At 61.9% G+C, this 23,328-nt stretch carries 19 protein-coding genes; 9 read left to right on the top strand and 10 right to left on the bottom strand.

All coding sequences use genetic code 11. From position 1 onward, the window contains the following. Positions 1-6: 6 nt before the first annotated feature. Complete coding sequence (locus DTW90_RS04020) at positions 7-2,337, bottom strand: bifunctional salicylyl-CoA 5-hydroxylase/oxidoreductase (protein ID WP_149337034.1); 2,331 nt, start codon at positions 2,335-2,337, stop codon at positions 7-9. 246 nt (positions 2,338-2,583) lie between these two features. Here DTW90_RS04020 and DTW90_RS04015 point away from each other — a divergent pair, with 246 nt between their 5' ends. The 5 genes from DTW90_RS04015 (at position 2,584) to DTW90_RS04000 (ending at position 6,091) form a co-directional block, all read left to right on the top strand. Then, positions 2,584-4,194 (top strand): AMP-binding protein, encoded by a 1,611-nt coding sequence (locus DTW90_RS04015; RefSeq protein WP_132518493.1) that lies wholly within the window; start codon positions 2,584-2,586, stop codon positions 4,192-4,194. 257 nt (positions 4,195-4,451) lie between these two features. Beyond that, a complete protein-coding gene (locus tag DTW90_RS04010) occupies positions 4,452-4,778 on the top strand; it encodes a hypothetical protein (RefSeq protein ID WP_132518495.1) in 327 nt (108 codons plus the stop codon). 155 nt (positions 4,779-4,933) lie between these two features. After that, positions 4,934-5,224, top strand: coding sequence for a hypothetical protein (locus DTW90_RS04005; RefSeq protein ID WP_132518497.1), 291 nt, complete (start codon positions 4,934-4,936; stop codon positions 5,222-5,224). Between the two features lie 336 nt (positions 5,225-5,560). Next, complete coding sequence (locus DTW90_RS36980; protein WP_165927754.1) at positions 5,561-5,725, top strand: hypothetical protein; 165 nt, start codon at positions 5,561-5,563, stop codon at positions 5,723-5,725. Positions 5,726-5,743: 18 nt separating this feature from the next. Next, positions 5,744-6,091: a hypothetical protein gene (locus DTW90_RS04000; RefSeq protein WP_132518499.1), complete on the top strand. Its 348-nt coding sequence runs from the start codon at positions 5,744-5,746 to the stop codon at positions 6,089-6,091. 352 nt (positions 6,092-6,443) lie between these two features. Here the strand turns inward: DTW90_RS04000 and DTW90_RS03990 are convergent, their stop codons facing one another. From DTW90_RS03990 to DTW90_RS03960, 6 genes are all read right to left on the bottom strand, one after another. Next, positions 6,444-7,052, bottom strand: coding sequence for a VOC family protein (locus DTW90_RS03990; protein WP_165927755.1), 609 nt, complete (start codon positions 7,050-7,052; stop codon positions 6,444-6,446). A 119-nt stretch (positions 7,053-7,171) separates the two neighbouring features. Next, positions 7,172-8,014: an ATP-binding cassette domain-containing protein gene (locus DTW90_RS03985; protein WP_149336554.1), complete on the bottom strand. Its 843-nt coding sequence runs from the start codon at positions 8,012-8,014 to the stop codon at positions 7,172-7,174. Continuing rightward, on the bottom strand, positions 8,014-8,886 hold the full coding sequence (locus tag DTW90_RS03980; protein ID WP_132518505.1) for an ABC transporter ATP-binding protein: 873 nt from the start codon (positions 8,884-8,886) through the stop codon (positions 8,014-8,016). Before DTW90_RS03980 ends, DTW90_RS03985 begins: the two co-directional genes overlap by 1 nt. 13 nt (positions 8,887-8,899) lie before the next feature. Further along, positions 8,900-9,796, bottom strand: coding sequence for an ABC transporter permease (locus tag DTW90_RS03975; RefSeq protein ID WP_132518507.1), 897 nt, complete (start codon positions 9,794-9,796; stop codon positions 8,900-8,902). After that, positions 9,789-10,799 (bottom strand): ABC transporter permease, encoded by a 1,011-nt coding sequence (locus DTW90_RS03970; RefSeq protein ID WP_132518509.1) that lies wholly within the window; start codon positions 10,797-10,799, stop codon positions 9,789-9,791. The genes DTW90_RS03975 and DTW90_RS03970 overlap by 8 nt, the downstream gene beginning before the upstream one ends. A gap of 298 nt (positions 10,800-11,097) precedes the next feature. Beyond that, a complete protein-coding gene (locus DTW90_RS03960; protein WP_132518511.1) occupies positions 11,098-12,633 on the bottom strand; it encodes an ABC transporter substrate-binding protein in 1,536 nt (511 codons plus the stop codon). Positions 12,634-12,993: 360 nt separating this feature from the next. On the opposite strand from DTW90_RS03960, the gene DTW90_RS03955 reads away from it, so the two are divergent. From DTW90_RS03955 to DTW90_RS03945, 3 genes are all read left to right on the top strand, one after another. After that, positions 12,994-15,147, top strand: coding sequence for an indolepyruvate ferredoxin oxidoreductase subunit alpha (locus DTW90_RS03955; RefSeq protein WP_132518513.1), 2,154 nt, complete (start codon positions 12,994-12,996; stop codon positions 15,145-15,147). 10 nt (positions 15,148-15,157) lie between these two features. After that, a complete protein-coding gene (locus tag DTW90_RS03950) occupies positions 15,158-16,708 on the top strand; it encodes an indolepyruvate oxidoreductase subunit beta family protein (protein ID WP_149336552.1) in 1,551 nt (516 codons plus the stop codon). 76 nt (positions 16,709-16,784) lie between these two features. Beyond that, a complete protein-coding gene (locus DTW90_RS03945) occupies positions 16,785-18,098 on the top strand; it encodes an MFS transporter (RefSeq protein WP_149336550.1) in 1,314 nt (437 codons plus the stop codon). A 55-nt stretch (positions 18,099-18,153) separates the two neighbouring features. On the opposite strand, the gene DTW90_RS03940 is transcribed toward DTW90_RS03945, so the two are convergent. The 3 genes from DTW90_RS03940 to DTW90_RS03930 all read right to left on the bottom strand — a co-directional run bounded on the left by DTW90_RS03940 (position 18,154) and on the right by DTW90_RS03930 (position 21,370). Beyond that, positions 18,154-18,660, bottom strand: a complete 507-nt coding sequence (locus DTW90_RS03940; protein WP_132518519.1) for a MarR family transcriptional regulator — start codon at positions 18,658-18,660, stop codon at positions 18,154-18,156. 26 nt (positions 18,661-18,686) lie between these two features. Beyond that, a complete protein-coding gene (locus DTW90_RS03935) occupies positions 18,687-20,276 on the bottom strand; it encodes an NAD(P)/FAD-dependent oxidoreductase (protein WP_149336548.1) in 1,590 nt (529 codons plus the stop codon). A 308-nt stretch (positions 20,277-20,584) separates the two neighbouring features. Continuing rightward, positions 20,585-21,370 (bottom strand): cyclase family protein, encoded by a 786-nt coding sequence (locus DTW90_RS03930; RefSeq protein ID WP_132518522.1) that lies wholly within the window; start codon positions 21,368-21,370, stop codon positions 20,585-20,587. Positions 21,371-21,710: 340 nt separating this feature from the next. On the opposite strand from DTW90_RS03930, the gene DTW90_RS03925 reads away from it, so the two are divergent. Beyond that, a complete protein-coding gene (locus tag DTW90_RS03925; RefSeq protein ID WP_149336546.1) occupies positions 21,711-23,279 on the top strand; it encodes an NAD(P)/FAD-dependent oxidoreductase in 1,569 nt (522 codons plus the stop codon). Positions 23,280-23,328: the final 49 nt, after the last annotated feature.

Below are 23,328 nucleotides of genomic sequence, written 5' to 3'. Positions count from 1 at the left end.
CCTGCGTCACTTTGCCGGTGCTGGAGTGGATGTCGGCGCTGCCGCGCGGGCGAGGTTCGCTTCGTATTGATACTTGCTCGACTGATATTGCTTCGGCCACGGAATTTCGGTGAGGCCGATCTTGGCCGCCTCGTGCAGCGACCAAGCGGGATCGGCCAGATGCGGGCGGGCGACGGCGCAGAGATCGGCGCGGCCGGCGGCAATGATCGAATTGGCGTGATCGGCCTCCGAAATTGCGCCGACGGCGATCGTCGGAATGCCGATCTCGTTGCGGATCTTGTCTGAGAAGGGCGTCTGGAAGAGGCGGCCATAGACCGGCTTTTCCTCTTTCGAGACCTGGCCCGACGAGCAGTCGATCAGGTCGGCGCCAGCATCCTTGAACATCTGCGCGAAGATTGCCGCATCCTCGGGCGTGTTGCCGTCGTCGGTCCAGTCATGGCAGGAGAGGCGCACCGACATCGGCTTTTCCTCCGGCCAGACTTCGCGGATGGCGCGGAAGACTTCCAGCGGAAAGCGGGCGCGGTTCTCGTGGCTGCCGCCATATTCGTCGTCGCGCAGATTGGTAAGCGGCGACAGGAAGCTCGAGAGCAGATAGCCGTGGGCGCAGTGCAACTCCAGCCAGTCGGCGCCGGTCGTGGCCGCGAGCTGGGCGGCTCGGACGTGATCGGCCTTGACGCGGTCCATGTCCGATCGGTCCATGGCCTTCGGTACCTGGCTGTTCTTCAGATAGGCAATGGCTGACGCCGAGATCAGCGGCCATTCGCCTTCCGAAAGCGGCTGGTCGATGCCTTCCCAGGCAAGCTTCGTCGCGCCCTTGCGGCCGGCATGGCCGAGCTGGATGCCGACCTTGGCGGCGCTGCTCGTATGCACGAAATCGACGAGGCGTTTCCACTGCGCGGCCTGTTCCTCGTTCCAGAGGCCGAGGCAGCCGGGGGTGATGCGCGCATCCGGCGAGACGCAGGTCATTTCCGCGAAGATCAAGCCTGCGCCGCCGAGCGCGCGGGAGCCGAGATGGACCATGTGGAAGTCGTTGATGAGCCCGTCGTCGGCCGAATACATCGCCATCGGCGAGACGACGACGCGGTTGACGAGCGAGGTGCCGCGCAGCTGATAGGGCGTGAACATTGGCGGTAGGCAGCGGTCGCTGCCGACAGGCAGACCGGATTTCTTCGCAAACCAGCGCTCATAGCCTTCCAGCCAGGTCTTGTCGCGCAGGCGAAGATTCTCGTGGCTGATGCGCTGCGAGCGGGTCAGCATGGAATACATGAACTGTTCCGGCTCCAGCTGATCGGCATAGCGGCGGCCGACCACTTCGAACCATTCCATCGCGTTGCGCGCGGCATTCTGGATGCGGGCGACATCGACGCGACGGATTTCCTCGTAGGTTTCGAGGACATCAGGGATCCTGTCCTTGCCGTGGCCATGGATTTGGAACTGGTTGGCAAGCTCGATCGCATCGTCGATTGCAAGCTTGGTGCCGGAGCCGATGGCGAAATGGGCGGTGTGGGCGGCGTCGCCCATCAGCACAACATGCGAATTGCCATTGAAATGGCTCCATTTGCCGCAGATCAGGCGGTTGAAGTTCAGCCAGGCCGAGCCACGCAGATGGCGCGCATTGGTCATCAGCTCGGCGCCGTCGAGCACTTCCGAAAAGAGGCCCTGGCAGAAATCGATCGAGCCCTGCTGGTCGATCTTGTCGAGACCATGGGCGAGATAGGCTTCTTCCGTTGTCTCGACGATGAAGGTCGAGGTCTTGTCGTCGAACTTGTAGATATGCGCCTGGAACCAGCCATGATCCGTCTTGCGGAAATCGAAGGTGAAGGCGTCGTAGAGCTTGTTGGTGCCGAGCCAGATATAGCGGTTCGGCCGAGTGATCATGTCCGGCTGGAAGATATCGGCATAGCGATTGCGGATCTTCGAGTTCAGGCCGTCGGAGGCGATGATGAGGTCGGCGTCGGGGTAGTCGAGATCGGAACTGACGTCGGTTTCGAAGACGAGTTCAACGCCGAGTTCCTCACAACGCTTCTGCAGGATGTTCAGCAGCTTCTTGCGGCCGATGCCGACGAAGCCGTGGCCCGAGGTGCGCTGGCGCGTGCCCTTGAACAAGACCTCGATATCGTCCCAGTGGTTGAAGGCATCCTCGATCTCGGCCGCACTTTCGGGATCCCATTTGCGCATGGAAACCATGGTCGCGTCCGAGAAGACGACGCCCCAGCCGAAGGTATCGTAGGGCTTGTTGCGTTCGACGACCCTGACATCATGTTCGGGATGCAGCTTCTTCATCAGAAGGCCGAAATAGAGGCCCGCCGGGCCGCCTCCGATACAGACGATGCGCATGGCAATTCCTTTCCGCATTCCGAAGTCGGTCATTACTTTAAACCTAAAATATATCCACATCCTTCGGGTGGTCAAGCGATAGATGCGGCTTTCGACAGTAGAAATCAAATTTATTTTAGGCTTAAAATTTCAAGCTTGAAATGGAGAAGGTGCGATGCCATCCTGCTCGCGCAGGCACAGATCAAGGTCTCGTAGAAGGCCGTGCCGCCGCATGTTGCAATCGCGCTGCAGAGCAGGGGAACGAAGATGCTTGGACCGACCGGTCACGCCGATACATTTACCCGGGACAATCTACCGCCGCTTGCCGAGTGGCCGGAATTGCTGATGGATGGCTTCGACTATCCGGAATGGCTGAACGCCGCCTACGAGCTGACCGACCGCATGGTCGAGCGCGGCTTCGGAGACCGGGTGGCGCTGATCGGCAATGGCCGCCGCCGCACCTACAAGGAGCTGACGGACTGGACGAGCCGGATCTCCCATGCCCTCACCGAGGATTACGGGCTGAAGCCCGGCAATCGCGTGTTGATCCGATCCGCCAATACGCCGGCCATGATCGCGTGCTGGCTGGCCGTGACCAAGGCCGGCGGCGTCGCGGTCAATACCATGCCGATGCTGCGCGCAGGCGAGCTTGCCAAGGTCGTCGACAAGGCGGAGATCGGGCTGGCGCTCTGCGATACGCGGCTGATGGACGAGATGGTCGCTGTTGCCAAGGACAGCCGCTGCCTGAGGCAGGTGGTCGGCTTCGACGGCACCGCCAATCACGACGCTGAGCTCGACCGCATCGCGCTGAACAAGCCCGTGCATTTCGATGCCGTGAAGACCGGCCGCGATGATGTCGCGCTGCTCGGCTTTACCTCGGGATCCACAGGCGTGCCGAAGGCGACGATGCATTTTCATCGCGACCTGCTGATCATTGCCGATGCCTATGCGAAGGAAGTGCTTGCCGTCACGCCCGACGACGTTTTCGTCGGCTCGCCGCCGATCGCCTTCACCTTCGGGCTCGGCGGGCTGGTGATCTTCCCGCTGCGATTCGGGGCGTCTGCGGCTCTCTTGGAAACCGCCTCGCCGCAGAACATGGTGCAGATCATCCAGGATCTGAAGGCGACGATCACCTTCACCGCGCCGACGGCCTATCGCGCCATGCTGGCCGCCATGGATGCGGGCGCCGATCTCTCGTCGCTGCGCATCGCGGTCTCGGCGGGCGAGACCCTGCCGGCGCCGGTCTATCATGAATGGGTTACGAAGACGGGAAAGCCGATCCTCGACGGCATCGGCTCGACCGAGATGCTGCATATCTTCATCTCCAACCGGCTGGGCGATGCGAAACCCGGCTGCACCGGCAAGCCGCTATCAGGCTACGAGGCGCGCATCGTCGATGAAGCGATGAACGAGGTGCCGCGCGGCGGCATCGGCCGGCTCGCCGTTCGCGGGCCGATCGGCTGCCGCTATCTCGCCGACACGAGGCAGGCGGACTATGTCCGCGCCGGATGGAATCTGACGGGCGATTCCTTCACGCAGGACGAGGACGGCTATTTCCACTTCGCCGCCCGCTCGGACGACATCATCGTCTCCGCCGGCTACAACATCGCCGGCCCGGAGGTGGAAGCCGCGCTGCTGCAGCACCCTGATGTCCGCGAATGCGCCGTCATCGGCGCTTCCGACGAGGCGAGGGGGACGATCGTGCAGGCACACGTCGTTTTGGTCGATGGCGCGCAGGCGTCAGATGCCATGGCGAAGCTGCTGCAGGAACATGTGAAGGCGGTCATCGCGCCCTACAAGTATCCGCGGTCGATCGTGTTCACCGAGGCGCTGCCGAAGACGGAGTCGGGGAAGATCCAGCGGTTTCGGTTGAAGTGAGAGAGAAATCGCGCGTAGCGGTGATCCGCTGCCTGACCCCTTGGTTTGGGCAGTGTGAGTAGCCGTGGCCGTCGGTTCGTTAGGATGTCAGTGCAAAGACGTCTCTACAGGCGGGCTCGGGTCAACGCTGGTTTTCGCGCAACCTTTCGCTTGCTATCGGAGATGAGACGGCGCAGGGTGCCGCTGCCGATAGCCATTTATCCGGGCGCTGTCGCTAAAGGGCACTACCACCCTTGCCCCAACAAAAGGAGGACACGATGTCTTCCACTCACAACAGTACATATCTTTCTTCCTCAGACCTGAACATGCTTGAGGCCATTCTTTCCCAGGAAGGTCTTCTACAAGGAAAAGCGGGCGAACGAGCCGATATCGCCAGAAGATTGATTCGTTCCTTGTTTCACGCCGGTAAAAAGTCTTCAGCGGAGCTATCGAGCGCGCTTCGGCTTCAAATGAAGAGAACCCGATCGCGCGGCATGGCAACTGCACTTCATCGATATGCGATTCAGGGGCTTCCGGTTTCAATGCAGGCCAAGCCTAACTTAGAGGTAGGGCGAGAAAACCCAGCCTCATGTTCTGGGATTTAATCCTCCTCGCAATCATCGTCGGCGCCATCATCATACGGCACGAGGCCAACCTGATCCTCGCGCGTGCCCAGGCTCAGGGCTGGCAGCATCTTCCAATGCGATGATCCTTCACCGACCTTCGATTGAAAGCATATCGTAACACAAGGACAAAGTCGTTGGTGGACAAATGGGACTTGGACGAGCAAGGCAACATCCGGGTGAATCCTCTGTTTGGATATGAGACAGCTACTGTCGCGGCAAGGTTGGCACTCATCCGACTGGACTATGCCAACGGCGAAGAGGAATGGAACAGTCGAACGATCCATCGCCTTCAGATGACGCTCACCCCGACCCAATGTCGTGCCCTCGCTCAAACGCTGTTTGAGGTTGCAGAGGCCGTTGACGGTCGGGGTGGCGAACAAGAGCATTTTCGTTCGCGATTTGAGCAGGCGCCAGACCAAGGCTGAAAGAACTGGAACAATACCGCACACATCACTTCGGCGAATGGGGCGAAGATCATCCGAATTAACTCGCTATTATCCCGCGTATGTGAGCTAGTGCCGAAAGCCGGTGGTTTGTTCTCGAGGGGACCGTAGAACAGCCTCATGGAGCTCGTCGGAGCCCGCTTTGTGCCCTTAGCGGGCTCCTTCTGGGGCTGCGCTGGACTCTGCTGATTGGTGTCGGGGTGGCGATGCAGACCATACACGTTCTTACCTTCCCTCACGCTGTTCTAAAGTTGTTGCTAATAAAACAAAGCGAGCGCAAGGTGTTTTGTGGAAATATTTCCATGGAAGGAAAATGCCATGGATCGCCTCATCACAATCGCCAACATCCAGTACTTTCGCGAGCGCCTTGCTGCGGCAATGGACGAGAGTGAAATCACAGAATTGAGCTTCCTACTCGCACGGGAAAAGTGCCGTTTGCGCGGCATCAGCCCTCGGCAAGCTCAAATAACCACCCGCCATTGAGCTGCGGTGGAGCCGATCGTGTTCGACGCCTCGGCGATCGATTGGCTGCCTTTTGATCGATTTCAATCGGAGCGCTTGTCCGATCCGCAGGGGTGGTCAGGCGAAAGATTCGCTGCCAGAACCATCGCATCGGGCAGCAGCACCTTCCGTAAATCCGCAAAAACAAGGAATGCTATCGTGCCAGATAAAGTCAGCCATGTTTCGAAGGTCGCAAAGGGCTTTCAATGCAGCATACGCGAGAAGACGACCACGGTATTTCGCTCAATCAATTCCGGCGACGTTGCCAAACGACGGGAGAGGGCTGGCCTTCTCAAGGCGTTGCGTATCGAGCGCAACAGACCGACACGTCCACAACGCGAGGGGTGAAAATGCCAAACAAGCAAACAAATCTCAGGCGAGTCCTTCAACATGCCGACTATGCTACCTCGGATATGGAACCTTCGCATGGCAACGAGCATCATGAGGACATGATGATCATCCGCAGGATTCGCGCAGCGACGATTTCGCCCGCCGATTACCCGCGCACGCGGAGGCAAAAGCGGAATGCAGATCCAGGCGCCCTCGCAGCGTGGGAAAATGAAGGAGGAGCCCTTCGCAAAACATAAGGCGCACCTACACCCTTGATTAAGGAGGGGGCGAACCGACAGGGAGTGTCTGCCGCGATCACCCCACCCCGGAGCTGCGCTCCGACCCTCCCCCGAGGGGGAGGTTATAGCCGTTACTTCCCCGGATCCTTCGGAGACCAAAGCTTCACTTTGCTGGTCTTCTCATAGGCCATCCCCTTGGGATAGCTGATCGCTTCCAGCTGCAGGCCCCAAGGGGCCTGGAAATACATGATGGTCTGGCCGGCATTGGCGCCTTCGGTCATCGGCACGGGGCCCATGCGGGTGGCGATGCCCTTGCTGTCGAGATATTTCTTGGCGACACCGACATCATCGACATAGAGCGCGATGTGAAAGGCGCCGATGTCGCTGTTTTTCGCTTTCAGGTCGCGCTGGTCGGGCGCTTCGTACTGGAAGAGCTCGATATTGGAGCCGTAGCCGCAACGGACCAGCGTGACCTGGTCGATCGTGGCCTTGGCATCGACGCCGACGAGGTCGGACATCAGCGTGCCCTTGTCGTCGGAGATCGGGCCGAAATGCATGGCCTCCTTGCAGCCGACGACGCCGACGAAGAAATCCAGCGCCTGCTTCATATCAGGGACGGTGATGCCGGTATGGTCGTGGCCGCGCATGCCGGGAATGCCGTCGGCATGGGCGATGCCAGTACCGGCCAACGCAGCTGCTAGTGTAAGGGCGGCTGCGGCGATGCTTTTGCGAGATATCATGTCTTTGTTCCCCTGTTTGGCGGGCATGAAACGAAAGGCAACAGCCCTCCAGCGCCCGAAAGCCCGCGGCTTCGGAGCGTGTCTCTCATATCGGCATGCAATTCTCGGGCGCGGCCTGGTCAGGCCGCGTCTTCATGCTCCGTCCTGCGGCCGAGCCATTCCGGATCGATTTCTGGTAGAGGAATGGCGTCGAGCAGTATGCGGGTATAGCTCACGGCAGGCGCGGTGAAGACGCGCTCGCATGAACCTTCCTCGACCACCCGGCCCTGACGCATCACGTAGACGCGGTCGCAGACGGCGCGGATGACGGAGAGATCGTGGCTGATGAAGGCCATGGAGAGGCCGAGGTCGCGGGAGAGTTCCTTCAAGAGGTTCAGCACCTGGGCCTGGGTCGAGACGTCGAGGCCGGAGACGATCTCGTCGGCGAGCACGAAGTCCGGCTTCAGCAGGGCTGCGCGAGCAATGCCGACACGCTGGCGCTGGCCGCCCGAGAGTTCGTGCGGGCTGCGGTCGAGGCAGGCCTGCGGCAGCGTCACGCGCTCGAGGATTTCGACGACGTGGGCATCGGCTTCCTTCCGGCTCTTCGCGAGCCCGTGCAGCAGCAGGGGCTCGACGAGGATGCGGCGGATCGTATGGCGCGGATTGAGCGAGGCCATCGGATCCTGGAAGATCATCTGCATGCGCCGGCGTAGCGGCCGCATGGCATTGTCCGGCATATGGGTGATATCGGATCCGTCGAAGCGGATTTCGCCGGCGGAGACGTCAACGAGGCGCAGCAGGGCGCGACCGAGCGTCGTCTTGCCCGAGCCACTTTCGCCGACGATGCCAATGGTCTCGCCCCTGTTGATCGACACATCGATGCCGTGCAACACCTTGTGGCCGCCGCCTGATTTGCCGAGCAGGCCGTGGGTGGCGCCGTAGGTGACTTCGATGCCTGTGGCGGTGAGAAGCGCGTCGGTCATCAGCGGCCCCCCTTGGCGATGCCGATTTCGGAGCGCAGCTGGTCGAACACCGCCTGCGGCACCGGCGTCAGCCCGGCATCCGGCCGGTCGTAGCGGGGGCCGGCCGAGAGCAGCGATTTCGTGTAGACATGGCGCGGCTTGGTCAGGACGTCCACGGTCGGTCCTTCCTCGATGACCTTGCCGGAATAGAGGAGCGTGACCGTATCGCAGATCTGCGCGACGACGCCGAGATCGTGGGTGACGAAGATGACGCCGGTGCCATGCGCCTCCTGCAGGCCGCGGATCAGGCGCAGAATCTGCTTCTGCACCGTCACGTCGAGCGCCGTCGTCGGCTCGTCGGCGACGACGAGCTTCGGCTCCAGGGCGAAGGCGGCTGCTATCAGCACGCGCTGGCGCATGCCGCCGGAGAGTTCGTGCGGATAGCAACGCATGACGCGTTCGGGGTCGCGGATATGGACTTCTTCCATCAGCGCCAGCGACCGCAACCGCGCTTCCTTGCCGGAGAGACCGCGTTTCATTCGGAGCCCGTCCGTTAGTTGCGCCTCGATGCGCCGGCCGGGATTGAGGGCGGTTTGCGGGTCCTGCGGGATCAGCGTGATCTCGCTGCCCATGATGTTGCGCAGCTCTTTTGCCGGCAGCGCGAGCAGGTCGCGACCCTCGAAGAGCACGCTGCCGCCGGTGACGCGCACCGTGCGCGGCAGGATGCCGAGCAGGGCCTTGGCGATGGTCGATTTGCCGGCGCCGCTTTCGCCGACGAGGCCGCGGACTTCGCCGCGCTGCAGGCTCAGCGACACGTCGCGCAGGATCGGCGCGCCGCCGTCGCGGTCGGAGATGGCATCAAGGCCGGATATGGACAGAAGAGGCTGATTCATCGGCGCATCCCCTTCATCGGCGCATGACTGGGTCGAGGGCGCGGCGCAGGCCGTCGCCGAGCTGGTTGAAGGCGAGCACTGTGGCGAAGAGCGCGATCAGCGGCGCCACAAGCACCCACCAGCCGTCATAGATGATCTGCCGTCCCTCGGCGATCATGCCGCCCCAGGTCGGGGTGTCCGAGGAGACCGAGAGACCGACGAAGGAAAGGATGGCCTCGACGATGACGGCGATGCCCATTTCCAGGCTGACGAGGCCGATCAGGACAGGGCCGACATTCGGCAGGATCTCGCGGAAGAGGATGTGCAGGCGCGAGAAGCCGATGGTCCGGGCGGCGGTGACGTAATCCATCTGCGCCTGCGCCTGGGTCTCGGAGCGGACGACGCGGCAGAAGCGGGTCCAGTCGATGATGACGATCGCGGCAATGACCGAGTGCACGCCGGAGCCGAAGACGGCGACGAGCAGGATCGACAGCAGCACCGGCGGAAAGGCCATCCAGATATCGACGAGGCGGGAGATGATGCGATCCGCCCAGCCGCCGTACCAGCCGGCGACGAGGCCGAGCAGCGTGCCGATGACCGCGGCGAGGCTGGCGGCGACGAAGGCGACGGTCAGCGCAATACGGGTGCCGAAGATGACGCGCGAGAGCACGTCGCGGCCGAGATCGTCGGTGCCGATGAGGAAGCCAGGATCGCCGTTTTCCATCCAGGCGGGCGGCAGCGTGCCGGACATCAGATCCTGGTCGAGCGGGTTCTTCGGGGCGATCTCGGGCGCGAAGAGGGCGATGACGATCAATAGAAGGATGAAACCGCCGCCGAAGATGACCTTCGGTTCGCGCAGCAGGGCGCGGAGCTGCTTTGCGGCGGGAGAGCGGGTTTTCGGCATGGATGCCGCAGCGAGCGTATTAGCCATGGGCGAGCCTTGGATTGAAGGCGGCCACCAGCAGGTCGACCAGGATATTGACGATGATGAAGAGGGCGCCGAAGACGAGGACGAGGCCCTGGATCAACGGCAGGTCGCGATTGATGACTGCGTCGATCGCCATGTTGCCGATGCCCGGATAGGAGAAGATGCGCTCGACGATGACCGTGCCGCCGATCAGGAAGGTGAATTGTACGCCCGTCAGCGCGATGGTCGGGCCGACCGCGTTGCGTAGCGCCTCTCCGGCGACGAGCCGGAATTCGGACATGCCTTTCAGCCGGGCGAGAAGAATGTAGTCCTGCAGCATCGCCTCCGAGAGCGCCGCTTTCAGCACCCTGGCGATGATCGCGGCGAGCGGCAGCCCGAGCGCCAGCACCGGCATCACCATATGGGCTGCGACATCGGCAAAGACTGCGAAGCGGAGGGTGACGAGGCTTTCGATCAGGTAGAAGGGCGTTGCGAACTGTGCATCAGTACTGGGATCGATGCGGCCGGATAGCGGAAAGAGCGGCCAGGCGACGCCGAGAACAAGAACCAGCGCCAGCGCCCAGACGAAATCAGGCACGGCGAGGAAGAGGCCGTTGACGCCATCGACGACGGGCTCCGCCGGCGTGCGGCGCAGCAGCGTTCCTGTTATCGCGACCGCGCCACCGAGCAGGACGGCGAGGACGAGGGCGGCGACGGCAAGCTCCAGGGTCGCCGGCAGGCGATCACCGAGCAGCGAGAGGACGTCGCGTTTCAGCGAGATCGAGGTGCCGAAATCGCCCGACAGCACCGATTTCAGCCAGATGCCGAACTGCACCGGCACGCTGGCGTCTAGGCCGTAATGCGCGCGGAGCGCGGCAATGTCGGCAGGCGTGGCGCCGGGGGAGATCATCATGGCAATGGGATCGCCGGGCACGACGCGCAGCAGCACGAAGACGATGACGGCGACGCCGAACAGCGTGACTACGGCCATGATCAGGCGATTGAGGATGGCGAGGGCGATTGTCATGGTGCAATTCCACACGGCGCGGACGAGTCGGGATACCCCCCTCTTTCCTGCCGGACATCTCCCCCGCAAGGGGGGAGATTACAAGCGGGCTGATCACCGCGACTCTTGATCGTCTCGTCGTGTTGCATCGGGTTCTGTCCACCGGCGGAGGTGCGCCGAGCCGATCTCCCCCCTTGAGGGGGAGATGCCCGGCAGGGCAGAGGGGGGTGGCCTCCGCATCCTGCCCATGAGGTATCGACGCAAGACCGCTTCTCTCTCCCAGCAAGCTGGGAAAGAGAAGATGACAGGTTCCGTCGCATCAAGCCTTCGACACCAGCGTCGGCTGCAGGGCGCCCGACTTGTTTGGCGTCACCTTCAGGCTCGTCTTGTAGACGACTGGCTGAGCATATTGCAGCAGCGGCAGAACGTAGCCCTGCTCGGCGATGTACTTGATCGCGGCCTTCCAGCCGGCGATGCGCTTGGCCTCGTCTTTTTCGCCCCAGAGCGGGCCAAGCATGTCGTCGACATCCTTGGTCTTCCAGGCCGAGTGCGGCGAGGGGCCGAACATGGCAAAGCCGGTGGAGGTCGTCGGGTCGCCGATCGCGTTGCCCCAGTTGTAGAAGGCGGCCGGGCCGAGCTGGTGGGCGGCGCGCAGCTCGTAGTGCTTGGCGATTTCGTAGACCTCGATATTGGCCTCGATGCCGACCTTGCGCCACATGCCGACGATCGCCTGGATCATTTCATAATCCTTCGGCTTGAAGCCGCGGGTCGTCTTGATCGTGAACTTGACCGGCTTTTCCGGCGAATAGCCGCTGGCAGCGAGCAGCTTCTTGGCCTGTTCGGGGTCATAAGGCGTCTTGATCGAGGGATCGTAGGCGTCGTATTCCGGCGCTTCCAGCGTTTCGAGCGGAACGCCATAGCCGCGCAGCAGACGCTTGATGATTGATTCCTTGTCGACGGACATGATCGCCGCAAGCCGGACATTTTTGTCCAGCATGGGATCGACGTTGGAAATGAAAATCATGCCGATATCGGAGATGGGCGTCGCTTCGCCGGCATAGCCCTTCTTCTTTTTCAGGCGGTCGAAATCCTCATAGGGAATTTCGAGCGTGACGTCGGACGAGCCGGATTCGATTTCGGCGACACGGCTCGTCTGGTCGGTCACGAACTTGAAGATGACGGTGTCGAAGGCCGGCTTGCCGCCGAAATAGTTCGGATTGGCCTTGAGGCGCAGGAAGGAATTGCCCTCGTAGGCATCGAACATATAGGGGCCGGTGCCAACCGGCTTCTTCTCGAAGCCTTCGGCGCCGACCTTGGTGTAATAATCCTTCGGCAGCACGTAGCCGGTGAGGAAGGCCATCCACTTGAAATAGGTCGGCTCGAAGCGGACGACGTCGCCGGTGATGCGATTGCCTTCGACCTTGTAGTTGTTGGCCGTGGACCAGATGAAGGAGATCGGATTGCCGCCCTTCTGGTCGGCGGCGCGGTTCAGCGACCAGACGATGTCGTCGGGCGTGAACTTGGAGCCGTCGTGCCAGGTGACGCCCTCGCGGACATCCATCCAGACCTTGGTCTTGTCGTCGTTCCAGCCCCACTTGGTCAGAAGACCCGGCTGGAATTTCAGATCCGGGCCCTGGCCGATATATTGATCGAAGATCGAGCGGTAGATCGCCTGGATCGTCGGATTGACGGCGGACGGACCCGTGGTCGGATCGAAGGCCGGCAGGTTGACGTTGAAGGCTATGGTCAGCGTGCTCGCGTCAGCAGCTTCGACGACCGTGCGGCCCGATAGAATCCCCGTAATGAATGCGGCTGCGCCGAGGCTCAAGGCCTCGCGCCGAGTAAGCGTCGTCATGGTCACTCCGTTCCCCTGTTGAGCGGCAAGATGACACGACGCCGGCCTGCCGCTGGCGATTTATTGTCGGAATGTTTCAACCTTAAAATAAGCGTTGGGAACGTCAAGCGCTTTCTGTGCGGCAACTGTCGATTTCCGGGCACACATTGGAAGCGACTATTTTTTGATCTTTTGCCCACGTTGATGTATGCTGTTGCATATATTTTGATGCTGTACCGCAAGCGCATTGCCGCTCTGCAAAACTGTTTATCCCATGATCCCTCGTGGGATCGATTTGCCGATTGACAGTTCGATGACGCTCAAAATATGCTTTTGCAAATGATTGAATAAGAAGCCCCACAGGGGCAAAGGGGTACTGCAATGGCCGAACGGTCTTTTGCGCGCGAGGTCGAGGACCTCAAGCTGGGAGAAGGCGAGATCTTCCGGGGCGAGGGCATTCTCGCCATCACCAAGGCGCTGCTGCAATCCGGCGTCTCCTATGTCGGCGGCTATCAAGGATCGCCGATTTCGCATCTCATGGACGTTCTGGCCGACGCAAAGGACGTGATGCAGGAGCTGGGTGTCCACTTCGAGACCTCGGCGTCGGAAGCCGCTGCAGCCGCCATGCTCTCGGCCTCGGTCATGTATCCGGTGCGCGGCGCCGTGACCTGGAAATCGACGGCCGGCACCAATGTCGCGTCGGATGCGCTGTCGAATCTCTCTTCCGGCGGCGTTACTGGCGGCGCGCTTATTATCATCGGCGAGGACTACGGCGAGGGCTCCTCGATCATGCAGGAGCGCAGCCACGCCTTTGCGATGAAGTCGCAGCTATGGCTGCTGACGCCCCGCCCGAACCTGCCGTCGATCGTCGAGGCTGTCGAAAAGGGCTTCGAGCTCTCCGAAGCATCGAATACGCCCGTCATGTTGCAGGTCGGCATCCGCAGCTGTCATGTGCATGGACAGTTCGACGCCAAGGACAACAAGCGCCCGGCCTTTACGCTGAAGCAGGCGCTGGAAAATCCGGTGCGTGACGTTAACCGTATCGTGCTGCCGCCGGCCTCTTTCATCCATGAGAAGGAAAAGCTGGAGAAGCGCTGGCCGGCCGCAGTCGACTTCATCAAGAAGCACGCGCTCAACGAATATTTCGGGCCCTCCGAAGGCGAGGTCGGCATCATCCTGCAGGGCGGGCTTTACAATGGTGTGATGCGCGCGCTGCAGCAGCTGGGCCTCGCCGATGTCTACGGCAATTCCTCCGTGCCGCTCTATGTGATGAACGTCTCCTATCCCCTGATCGATGAGGAGATCGTCGATTTCTGCGCCGGCAAGCAGGCGGTGCTGATGGTCGAGGAAGGCGCGCCGGAATATATCGAGCAGTCGCTGAACACGATCCTGCGCCGCCGCGATATCCAGACCAAGGTGTCGGGCAAGGACGTGCTGCCGATGGGCGGCGAATATACTGCGCCGGTCATGGTGAAGGGCATCAAGAATTTCCTGGAAATGTACCAGCGGGTGCTACTGGGTAACCAGCCGCCGATCCCGGATCCGTCGCCCATCCTCAACGATCCGAAAGTGAAGGCTTTGGCCGAAGTCGTGCCGCCGCGGCCGCCGGGTTTCTGCATCGGCTGTCCCGAAAGGCCGATCTTTGCCGCCATGAAGATGGTGCAGAATGAGCTGGGCCAGCATCATATCTCCGGCGATATCGGCTGCCATCTCTTCTCCATCCTGCCGCCCTTCAATCTGGGTTCGACGACGATGGGCTACGGCTTGTCGCCGGCCGCGGCCTCCGCCTTCAACGTCAAGGCCGACAAGCGCGTGATCTCGGTCATGGGTGACGGCGGCTTCTGGCACAATGGTCTTGCCACTTCGATCGGCAATGCCGTCTTCAACAAGCAGGATGGCGTCATTCTCGTTGTCGATAATTTCTACTCCGCGGCAACAGGCGGACAGGACATTCTGTCGTCGCGCGCCATCAATCCGCGCCGCAAGACCAACAATTCCATCGTCGATGCCGTAAAGGGCGTGGGTGCCACCTGGGTGCGCCAGATCGACCGGACCTATGACGTCACCAAGATGCGCGACACGCTGCGCGAGGCGCTGACGACGAAGGAAGAGGGGCCGAAGATCATCGTCGCCTCCTCCGAGTGCATGCTGAACAAGCAGCGCCGCGTGAAGCCGCAATTCGCCAAGGCGGTCAAGGACGGCAAGCGCATGGTGAAGGAGCGCTTTGGCGTGGATGAGGATGTCTGCACCGGCGATCACGCCTGCATCCGCCTTTCCGGCTGTCCGTCGCTCTCGGTCAAGCATACGGACGACCCGCTGAAGGATGATCCGGTTGCGGCGATCGACAACAACTGCGTCGGCTGCGGCAATTGCGGCGAGGTCTCGGAGGCCGCAGTGCTGTGTCCGTCCTTCTATCGCGCCGATGTCATCCACAACCCGACCGGCTGGGACCGCTTCGTCGCCCGCATGCGTGCGCATGTCATTGGCTGGCTGCAGGCCCGCCGCGATGCCGGCCGCGTCGTCTTTGCGGATTGAGGAGGTCGCCATGAACGAGCATGTAAACTTCTCTTCGTCGCGTCTTTCTACCGACAAGCCGCTGTCGATCGCCATTCTCGCCATGGGCGGGCAGGGCGGCGGCGTCCTAGCGGACTGGATCGTTGGCCTTGCCGAAGAGCAGGGCTGGATGGCGCAGACCACTTCGGTTCCCGGCGTCGCACAGCGCACGGGCGCGACCATCTACTATATCGAGATGCTGCCGGCCCTCGACGGACATGCGCCGATCTTCTCGCTGATGCCGACGCCGGGTGATGTCGATGTCGTGATGGCGGCCGAGCTGATGGAAGCCGGGCGCTCCGTGCTGCGCGGTATCGTGACCCCCGACAAGACGGTGCTGATCGCCTCGACGCATCGCTCCTTCGCGGTCTCGGAAAAGCAGACGCCGGGCGACGGCATCGGCAATCCCGAAGTGGTGGTCGAGGCAACCGATTTCGCTGCCAAGCGTACTATTGCCTTCGACATGGAGACGCTGGCGATCAAGAACGGCAGCGTGATTTCCTCCTCCATGTTCGGGGCGCTCGCCGCTTCCGGCAGCCTGCCGTTTCCCAAGGAGGCCTTCGAAGCGACGATCCGCGCCGGCGGCAAGGGCATCGAGGCGAGCCTTCGCGCCTTCAACGCCTCCTTTGAACGCGCCAGTGGCAAGCCGAACGAGGCGCTGTCGGCGACGCCGTACAAGCGGCTGGAGGGGCTGCCGGAAACGGCCGGCCATCCTGATCTCGACCGGCTGGTGAACCGCATCCGCGCCGAGTTTCCGGAAGCAGCGTGGCCGCTGCTCTTCGCCGGCGTCAAGAAGCTGACGGATTTCCAGGATCCGGCCTATGCCGGCGAATATCTGGACCGGGTCGCGGTGCTGCATGCGCTTGACCGCAAGGCTGGCGGCGTGGACAAGGGCTTTGCCTTCACCGTTCAGGCGGCGAAATATGTGGCTGTCGCCATGGCCTATGACGATGTGATCCGCGTTGCCGATCTCAAGGTGCGGGCCTCGCGCTTCGATCGCGTCCGCAAGGAGGTCGGCGCCAAGGACGACCAGATCGTCTACATGACGGAATATATGCATCCGCGCATGGACGAGGTTTGCGGCACGCTGCCGAAGGGGCTCGGCCTCTGGATCGAGAACCGGCCTAGTCTTTTCAAGGCGCTTGATCGTATGGTCAACAAGGGGCGCCGGGTGCAGACGGGGACGCTCTTCTGGTTCCTCGGCCTCTATTTCGTGTCGGGGCTGCGCAAAGGGCGTCGCGGCACGCTGCGGCATGCGCGCGAGGTTGAGCATCGCGAAGCGTGGCTCTCCACTGCGACGGGGCTGCTCTCTTCCAACTACGATCTTGCTGTCGAGGTTCTGAACAATCGCCGCCTGGTAAAGGGGTATTCCGATACGCATGCGCGCGGCCTCTCCAAGTTCGACCGCGTCATGTCGGCGCTGTCGATGCTGCGCGACCGCGAGGACGGCGCGGCCTGGATGCGGCGGCTCCGGCAGGCGGCACTTCTCGACGAAAACGGCGTCGCGCTCGATGGAGCGCTGAAGACGGTTGGGACGCTCTGATTGCAATGATCAGAGCGAATGGAACAGGCAAAAGCCTGAACATGCGAGGCACAAGACCTCCAAAAGGGAACATAGAATGGATAATATTCAAAACACTGCTGTGGAGGGTGTAGCAACTCTCCGCAGGGGCGAGATCTCGCATTCAAAAAGTTTGCTCGTCGTCCTGCTCTGCTGGGTCGCGATCTTTGCGGAAGGCTATGATGTCGGCGTTCTCGGCGCGATCCTGCCGTCGCTTTCGACCGATTCCGTCTGGCACCTGTCGCCGCTGCAGCTTGGCGCCATGGGCAGCTATACCGTGTTTGGCATGCTCGTTGGCGGTATCGTCATCGGGACGCTCAGTGATCTCTATGGCCGCAAGCCGATGTTTCTGGCTTGCCTCTCGCTTTTTGCGGTCTGCACCGCCGTTACCGCGTGGTCGCCAACACCGACATGGTTTGCCGCCAGCCGCTTCGTCGCAGGCCTTGGTCTTGGCGGGATCATTCCCCTCGCAGCGGCGCTTACGATCGAATACTCGCCGGCTGCAAAGAAGAACGTCAATTACGGGCTGATGTATTCCGGCTATTCGCTCGGTCTCTTTGCCGCCGCGCTCGTCGGCCGCTGGCTGCTGCCGGATTACGGCTGGCGGCCGGTCGTGCTCATCGGGGCGCTTCCGGTTCTTTGCGTGCCCGTCATGGCCGCGTTGCTGCCGGAATCACTCGATTTCCTGGTCGGTCGCCGTCAGGACGACAGGGCAAAGAGGCTGGCTGCGAGGCTCGGCATTGCCGTTCCGGCCCCGTCGGCCCGTGAGGCTGGTGTCGGCTGGCGTGCCGTTCTCGGCGAAATCTTCTCGCCGAAGAATGCCTTTGCCACGGCCTGCTTCTGGATCGCGCTTTTCATGGGCCTGCTTCTCGTCTACGGACTGGCGCAATGGCTGCCGCAGATCATGCGCAAGAGCGGCTATGACCTGGGCGACAGCCTGCTGTTCCTGGCGGTTTTCAGCTTCACCTCCGCGATCGGCGGCATCGTTCTCGGCCGGTGGGCGGATCGGTTCGGCGTGCGTCGGACGGTGGCGCTGTCCTATCTGCTCGGCGCGATCGGCATTGCCCTTCTCGCCTTCAAGGGATCGATCCTGCTGAATTATATCGTGGTGGCAGTCGCGGGCTTCGGCACGGTTTCGGCTTCGCTCATTCTGACGGGATATCTTGCGGATTATCTTCGGCCATTCGTTCGCGCGGCCGGGACCGGCTGGGCATTGAGCTTCTCGCGTATCGGCGCGCTCAGCGGCCCGCTCATGGGCGGCTATATCGCCAGCCTCAATGTCGGCCCGGAGTGGAATTTCTATATTTTCGCGATCGTCGCGGCCAGTGCAGCACTGGCGACGGCGTTGATACCCAACAAACCCAGAGCGTAGATTTGCGTTTCAATGAGCCGCGACAAATCGCGGCTCATTGAGAGTACCGCAATGATCAAATCTCATGCTTCCTGATATTCACCAGCACCTTGTGCAGCGTCGAGAGAAAGGCGCGATATTCCGCCTCGTCCACGCCGTCGAACATCTGGAGAAACAGATCGTACATTGTCGGCCAGATCTTCTCGAAGGCGACACGGCCTTCCTCGGTAATGGAAACATCGCGGATGCGCATGTCTTCGGCACGCGGCTGGCGACGGATGTAGCCCTGGTCCTCTAGTGAATCCAGCGTGCGGCTCAAGGTCGATTGTTCGGTAACGGCGAAGACCGACAGCTCATTGATCGTCACGGAAGAGGAGACGCTGAGGACGGCCAATGCCCGCATCTTTGCCGTGCTGATATCGTATTCGCGGAGTTCTTCGGCAAGATTGGCGTTCCAGCGTGCCATCAGCCGGTTCATAAGATAAGGCGCGAAATGGTTGAGGCCGATCTCGCCCATGGTCGGGCGTCTGGCATCGCCTTCCTGCCTGCGCTGCAATACGGGGCCTGAAAACCGTTCCTCCATGAAAGATCCGTCTCCTTACGTTGCCGTTATTTCAGGGAGGAAGCGAGCAGGAAGCCCGAGCCACCGCCGAGCCCCGGTCCGGGATGGGTAGAAGCACCGATGTGATACAGGCCCGGAACGTGGGTGCGGTGGTTAACAGAAGACTTAAACGGGCGCCAGAGGAAAAACTGGTCCAATCCGGAGAAGCCGCCATAGGGGTCGCCGCCGACGAGGTTCATGTTCATGGCCTCGAGATCGGCCGGGGAATAAGCGCGGCGGGCAAGTTTTATCTCGGAAAAGTTCTCGATATGGCGGGCGAGCGTCGCCTCGATGCGGTCGGCATAGCGCTCGCGGATTGCTTCTGTCCATCGGCCATCGGCAGGTGTGGCGATCTCGCCCGCGGCATCGCCCTTGATGTGGCGCGGCGCTTCGGGCAGCTGCAGCCAGAGGATGGATTTGCCATCAGGCGCGCGGCTCGGATCAAAGGAGGCGGGCTGGCCGACGCAGATGGAGGGTTCGGCCGGCAGGAGGCCACGTTCGCATTCGTTGGTGGCGCGCGAAACGCCGTCTAGGCCCGGCGTCAGGTGCAGCAGCGCCACCTTGCCAAGTTCCGGATTGGCCTTCCAGCGCGGCGGGGCGGAGAGGGCATAATGGATCTGCATATTGCCCTTGCCGTAGCGATATCGGGCGACGCCATCGGTGATGGCGTCGGGCAAGGGCGCGGGCCAGTCCTTCATCAACCGCCCGTAGAGCTGGTTCGGCGTCGACGATACCACGACACCCGATGTCGCCATCAGCCGCTCGCCGCTCGCAAGCTTGACGCCGGTGGCGCGATGGCCCGGGCCGGGCAGAATGCGCTCGACATCAGCGCCGGTACGGATTTCACCGCCATGGTCGTTGATCAGGCGTTCGAAAGCGCCGAGCAGGCTCGCGGCACCGCCCTTGGCGACAGGGCACCCGGCGAGTTCGATCGCAAAGCCGATCACCTTCAACATCTGTGCAGAGTAAGCGCTTTCCGGGCCGATACCGCAATGTAGCACCCAGGGCGCCCAGAGCGCCTGGATGTCCTCGGATTTATAGGTCGTTTCGAGATAGGCGCGGGCGGGAACCAGCGCCTCGCCGAACCAGGCGACGAGGTTGCGGAGGCCGCGGCCCCAGCCCTGTTTGGCGATTGTCTTCAGCATGGTCGTGGACCAGAGCGCGCCGCCGAGCAAGGAGAAGAGGAATGGCGCGTCAGCGCCGAGCTTGTCCATGTCGTGGGCAAAAGCCTTGCCGTCGCCGGGGCTGAGCGCCTCGAAGGTCGCGATGTTGCGCTGGCGGTCCTTGGAGAAGATCACATGGGCGCCATCAGGGCGCAGAACGCCGGTCGGCAAGTCGGCATGGGCGAATTCCAGCCCCCGCGTTTCCAGATCCTTGCCGATCGCGCCATAGGCGGGCGAGGTCATGAACAGCACCATCGTCGTGGCCATGACGTCGTGGATGAAGCCGGGCTCGGTGATCTCCTCGGTGCGCAGGCAACCGCCGATGCGATCGTTGCGCTCCAGAACGAGGACCTTTTTGCCCTTCTTGCCGAGCATCGCGGCCGCGACCAGCGCATTGATGCCGCTGCCGACGATGATGAAATCATGGGTGCTCATGCAGGGGCTCCGGGAACTAAGATTTTAGTCTTCGCTCGACGGCGAGCGGGCGACTGCTGTGAATATCTTCTCCCCAGCGGGGAGAAGATGCCCTATAGGGCAGATGAGGGGCGGAGCGCTAAGCGACGCCTTGAGCGAAGCGAAGGGCAATTGCTTGGAGAAAAGGCGGCAAATGCTGTGCCGTGCCGCCACCTCATCCCCGGCGCAACGAGTTGCGCCTGACCTGCCTGCACCTTCTCCCCGCTGGGGAGAGGAGACTTGTGGCAACGCCTTGCCCCTGTAGCGGCAGCACGACGATGCGTCGCCTCTTACTTTGCAATCAGCGCCAGCGCGCGGACCGGCGAGCCGGTGCCCTTGACAAACTTCAGCGGGGCGGCGATCAGGACTGCGCCCTTGGCGGGCAGCTGGTCCAGATTGCTGAGGCTGGCGAGGCCATAGCGGTTGTTCTTGTGCATGAGATTATGCGCCGGGAAGGGCGGGTTCATGCCGCCGGCGGAACCGGCGTCGGTGCCGATCGTTTCCGAGCCCCAGCCGATGACGCCCTTGTCGACGAGATATTGGATCGCTTCAGCAGTCGGGCCGGGCGAATGCGGGCCGTTTTCATCCGCATTCAGGAAGGTCTCGGTCGAGCCGTTGCGCTTGTACCAATCGGTGCGCAGCAGCACCCAAGTGCCGGCTTCGATCTCGCCGTTCTCTGCTTCCCATTCCTTGATGCTATCGACGGTCAGCAGGTAATCGGGATTGGCGGCTGCTTCCTTGGAGCGGTCGATGACGTTGACCGGGGCGACGAAATTCTGCGGCGGGATCGTATCCGTGGTGTTGTTCGGATTGTCCTTGCCGGTGATCCAGTGAGAGGGCGCGTCGAAATGCGTGCCGGTGTGCTCACCGAGTTCCAGCCAGTTCCAGGCCCAGAACGGACCGTCCTGATTGTATTCGGAAATGGTGTGGACCTTCACCGACGGTGTGTTCTTGCCGAACTGCGGGGGCAGGTAGAGGACCGGCGTGTCCGGGCCGAGCGGCGCGGTCAGATCGACCACCTTGATGGAGCCCGAAACGAGGGCGGTGGCGAGACTTGCGAGAGTGTTGGATGTCATATTGAGTTCCCCTTAAAGGCCATGACAACAGGGAGAGGGCTTTGCGCGTTATTCCGGGCTATGCCCGTTCCGAGGTGTCTGGATGAGGGGAGCCTATGTCACAAAATATGATATTGCAAGTATTGGACAGGGCCGAAACCGATGCAAATCGGCGGCCCTTCCGGCACCCTGCCGTCATTTGGAATTGCGAGAAAATAAGGGCCTTTTAGCCGGCTTTCTTGCGTTTCGGCCGCCGTCATCTCGCGGGATTTGAGTGGTTCATCAGCCTTTGCCTCTTGAAGGCTTCCATTCAAGATGTATGCATATGCGAATAAAAATAAAAGCAAAGAGGGGTTGTTGAATGAGCTACGATGCGGTGGTTGTGGGCGCCGGTCATAATGGACTGGCAGCGGCGGTCCATCTGGCGGCGAAGGGATGGAAAGTCGCCGTCGTCGAGGGCAATGCCGAGCCGGGCGGCGCGGTGAAAACCCGCGAAGTGACGCTGCCGGGTTTCCGTCACGATCTCTGTGCCATGAACCTTTCGATGTTCGCAGGCTCCGCCTTCTTCGCGCAATACAAGGACGATCTCATCGCCCAAGGGCTCGATTTCGTACCGGCTGCGGATTGCTTCGCCAGCGTCTTTCGCGACAATACCTATCTCGGGGTCAGTACCGATCTTGAGAAGACGACAGGATCGATCGCCGACATCTCGCGGGAGGATGCGGCCGCCTGGCGCGCCATGCTTTCGGAATTCGGATCCGACGCGCCGCATATCTTCGGGCTGCTCGGCTCTCCCATGCCGTCCGCCGCAGCGGCCAAGGTGGTCTGGAGGGCGTGGCGGCAAAAGGGGACCGGCTGGCTCTACGATACGGCGCGCATGCTCTTTGCCTCGCCGCGCGATTTTTTAGATGCTCGCTTTCGCAGCGCCAAGCTGAAGACGATGATGGCGGCGTGGGGGCTGCACCTCGATTTCGCGCCTGACATCGCCGGCGGCGCGCTTTTTCCCTATCTGGAATCGATGGCGAACCAGGCATTCGGCATGGTGATCGGAAAAGGCGGCGCCGATACGATCGTCAAGGCAATGATTGGCGCATTTGAAGCCAAGGGCGGGGAGCTGATTCTCGGCACTTCAGTCGAGAAGATCATCACGTCAGGCAGGAAGGCGACGGGGGTTGTGCTGACGGACGGCCGGCGGCTGGAGGCCAGGCGCGCCGTGATCGCCAACGTTCATCCGAAGCTCCTCTTCGGCGGGTTGGTCGCCGCCGATGCGAAGCGCGAGCAGTTCGATCGGAAGGTCGCCGGTTTCCGCGCCGGGCCGGGGACGATGATGGTCCATCTGGCGCTGAGCGCTTTGCCAGACTGGGCTGCAGGGGCGGACCTCAAGAAGTTCGCCTATGTCCATATCGCCCCTGACATGGAGATGATGTCCAAGGTCTATGCCGAGGCGGCGGCAGGGTTGCTGCCGGTCGAACCGGCGCTGGTCGTCGGCCAGCCGACGGCGATCGATCCGTCGCGAGCGCCGTCCGGACAGCATGTGCTCTGGGTGCAGGTGCGCGTCTTGCCGGCGGAATTTACCGGCGATGCGGCTGGCCAGATCGCCGGCAAGAGTTGGGACGAAGCGAAGGAGGCCTATGCCGAGCGGGTCATCGACATCATCGAGCGCTATGCGCCAGGTCTTCGCGGCAAAATCCTCGGGCGCTCCGTCTTCTCTCCCGTCGATCTGGAGCGGGAGAACCCGAACCTGATCGGCGGCGATAATCTCTCCGGCAGTCACCATCTCGACCAGAATTTCCTCTTCCGCCCGGTCGCCGGCTATTCGCGCTACAGGACGCCGGTCGATTCCCTCTATATGTGCGGCGCCTCGACATGGCCGGGCGCCGGAACGGGGGCCGGCTCGGGCTTCATGCTGGCGAAAATGCTGGCCCGCTAAGAAGAGTGCGCCTGCCGAGGCTGGCGGCGCTTCAGAAATCTGATAGCCA

This window comes from Neorhizobium sp. P12A (genome assembly GCF_008365395.1).
Taxonomy (GTDB): Bacteria; Pseudomonadota; Alphaproteobacteria; order Rhizobiales; family Rhizobiaceae; genus Rhizobium.
This window is presented reverse-complemented; position numbering and strand designations above follow the sequence as displayed.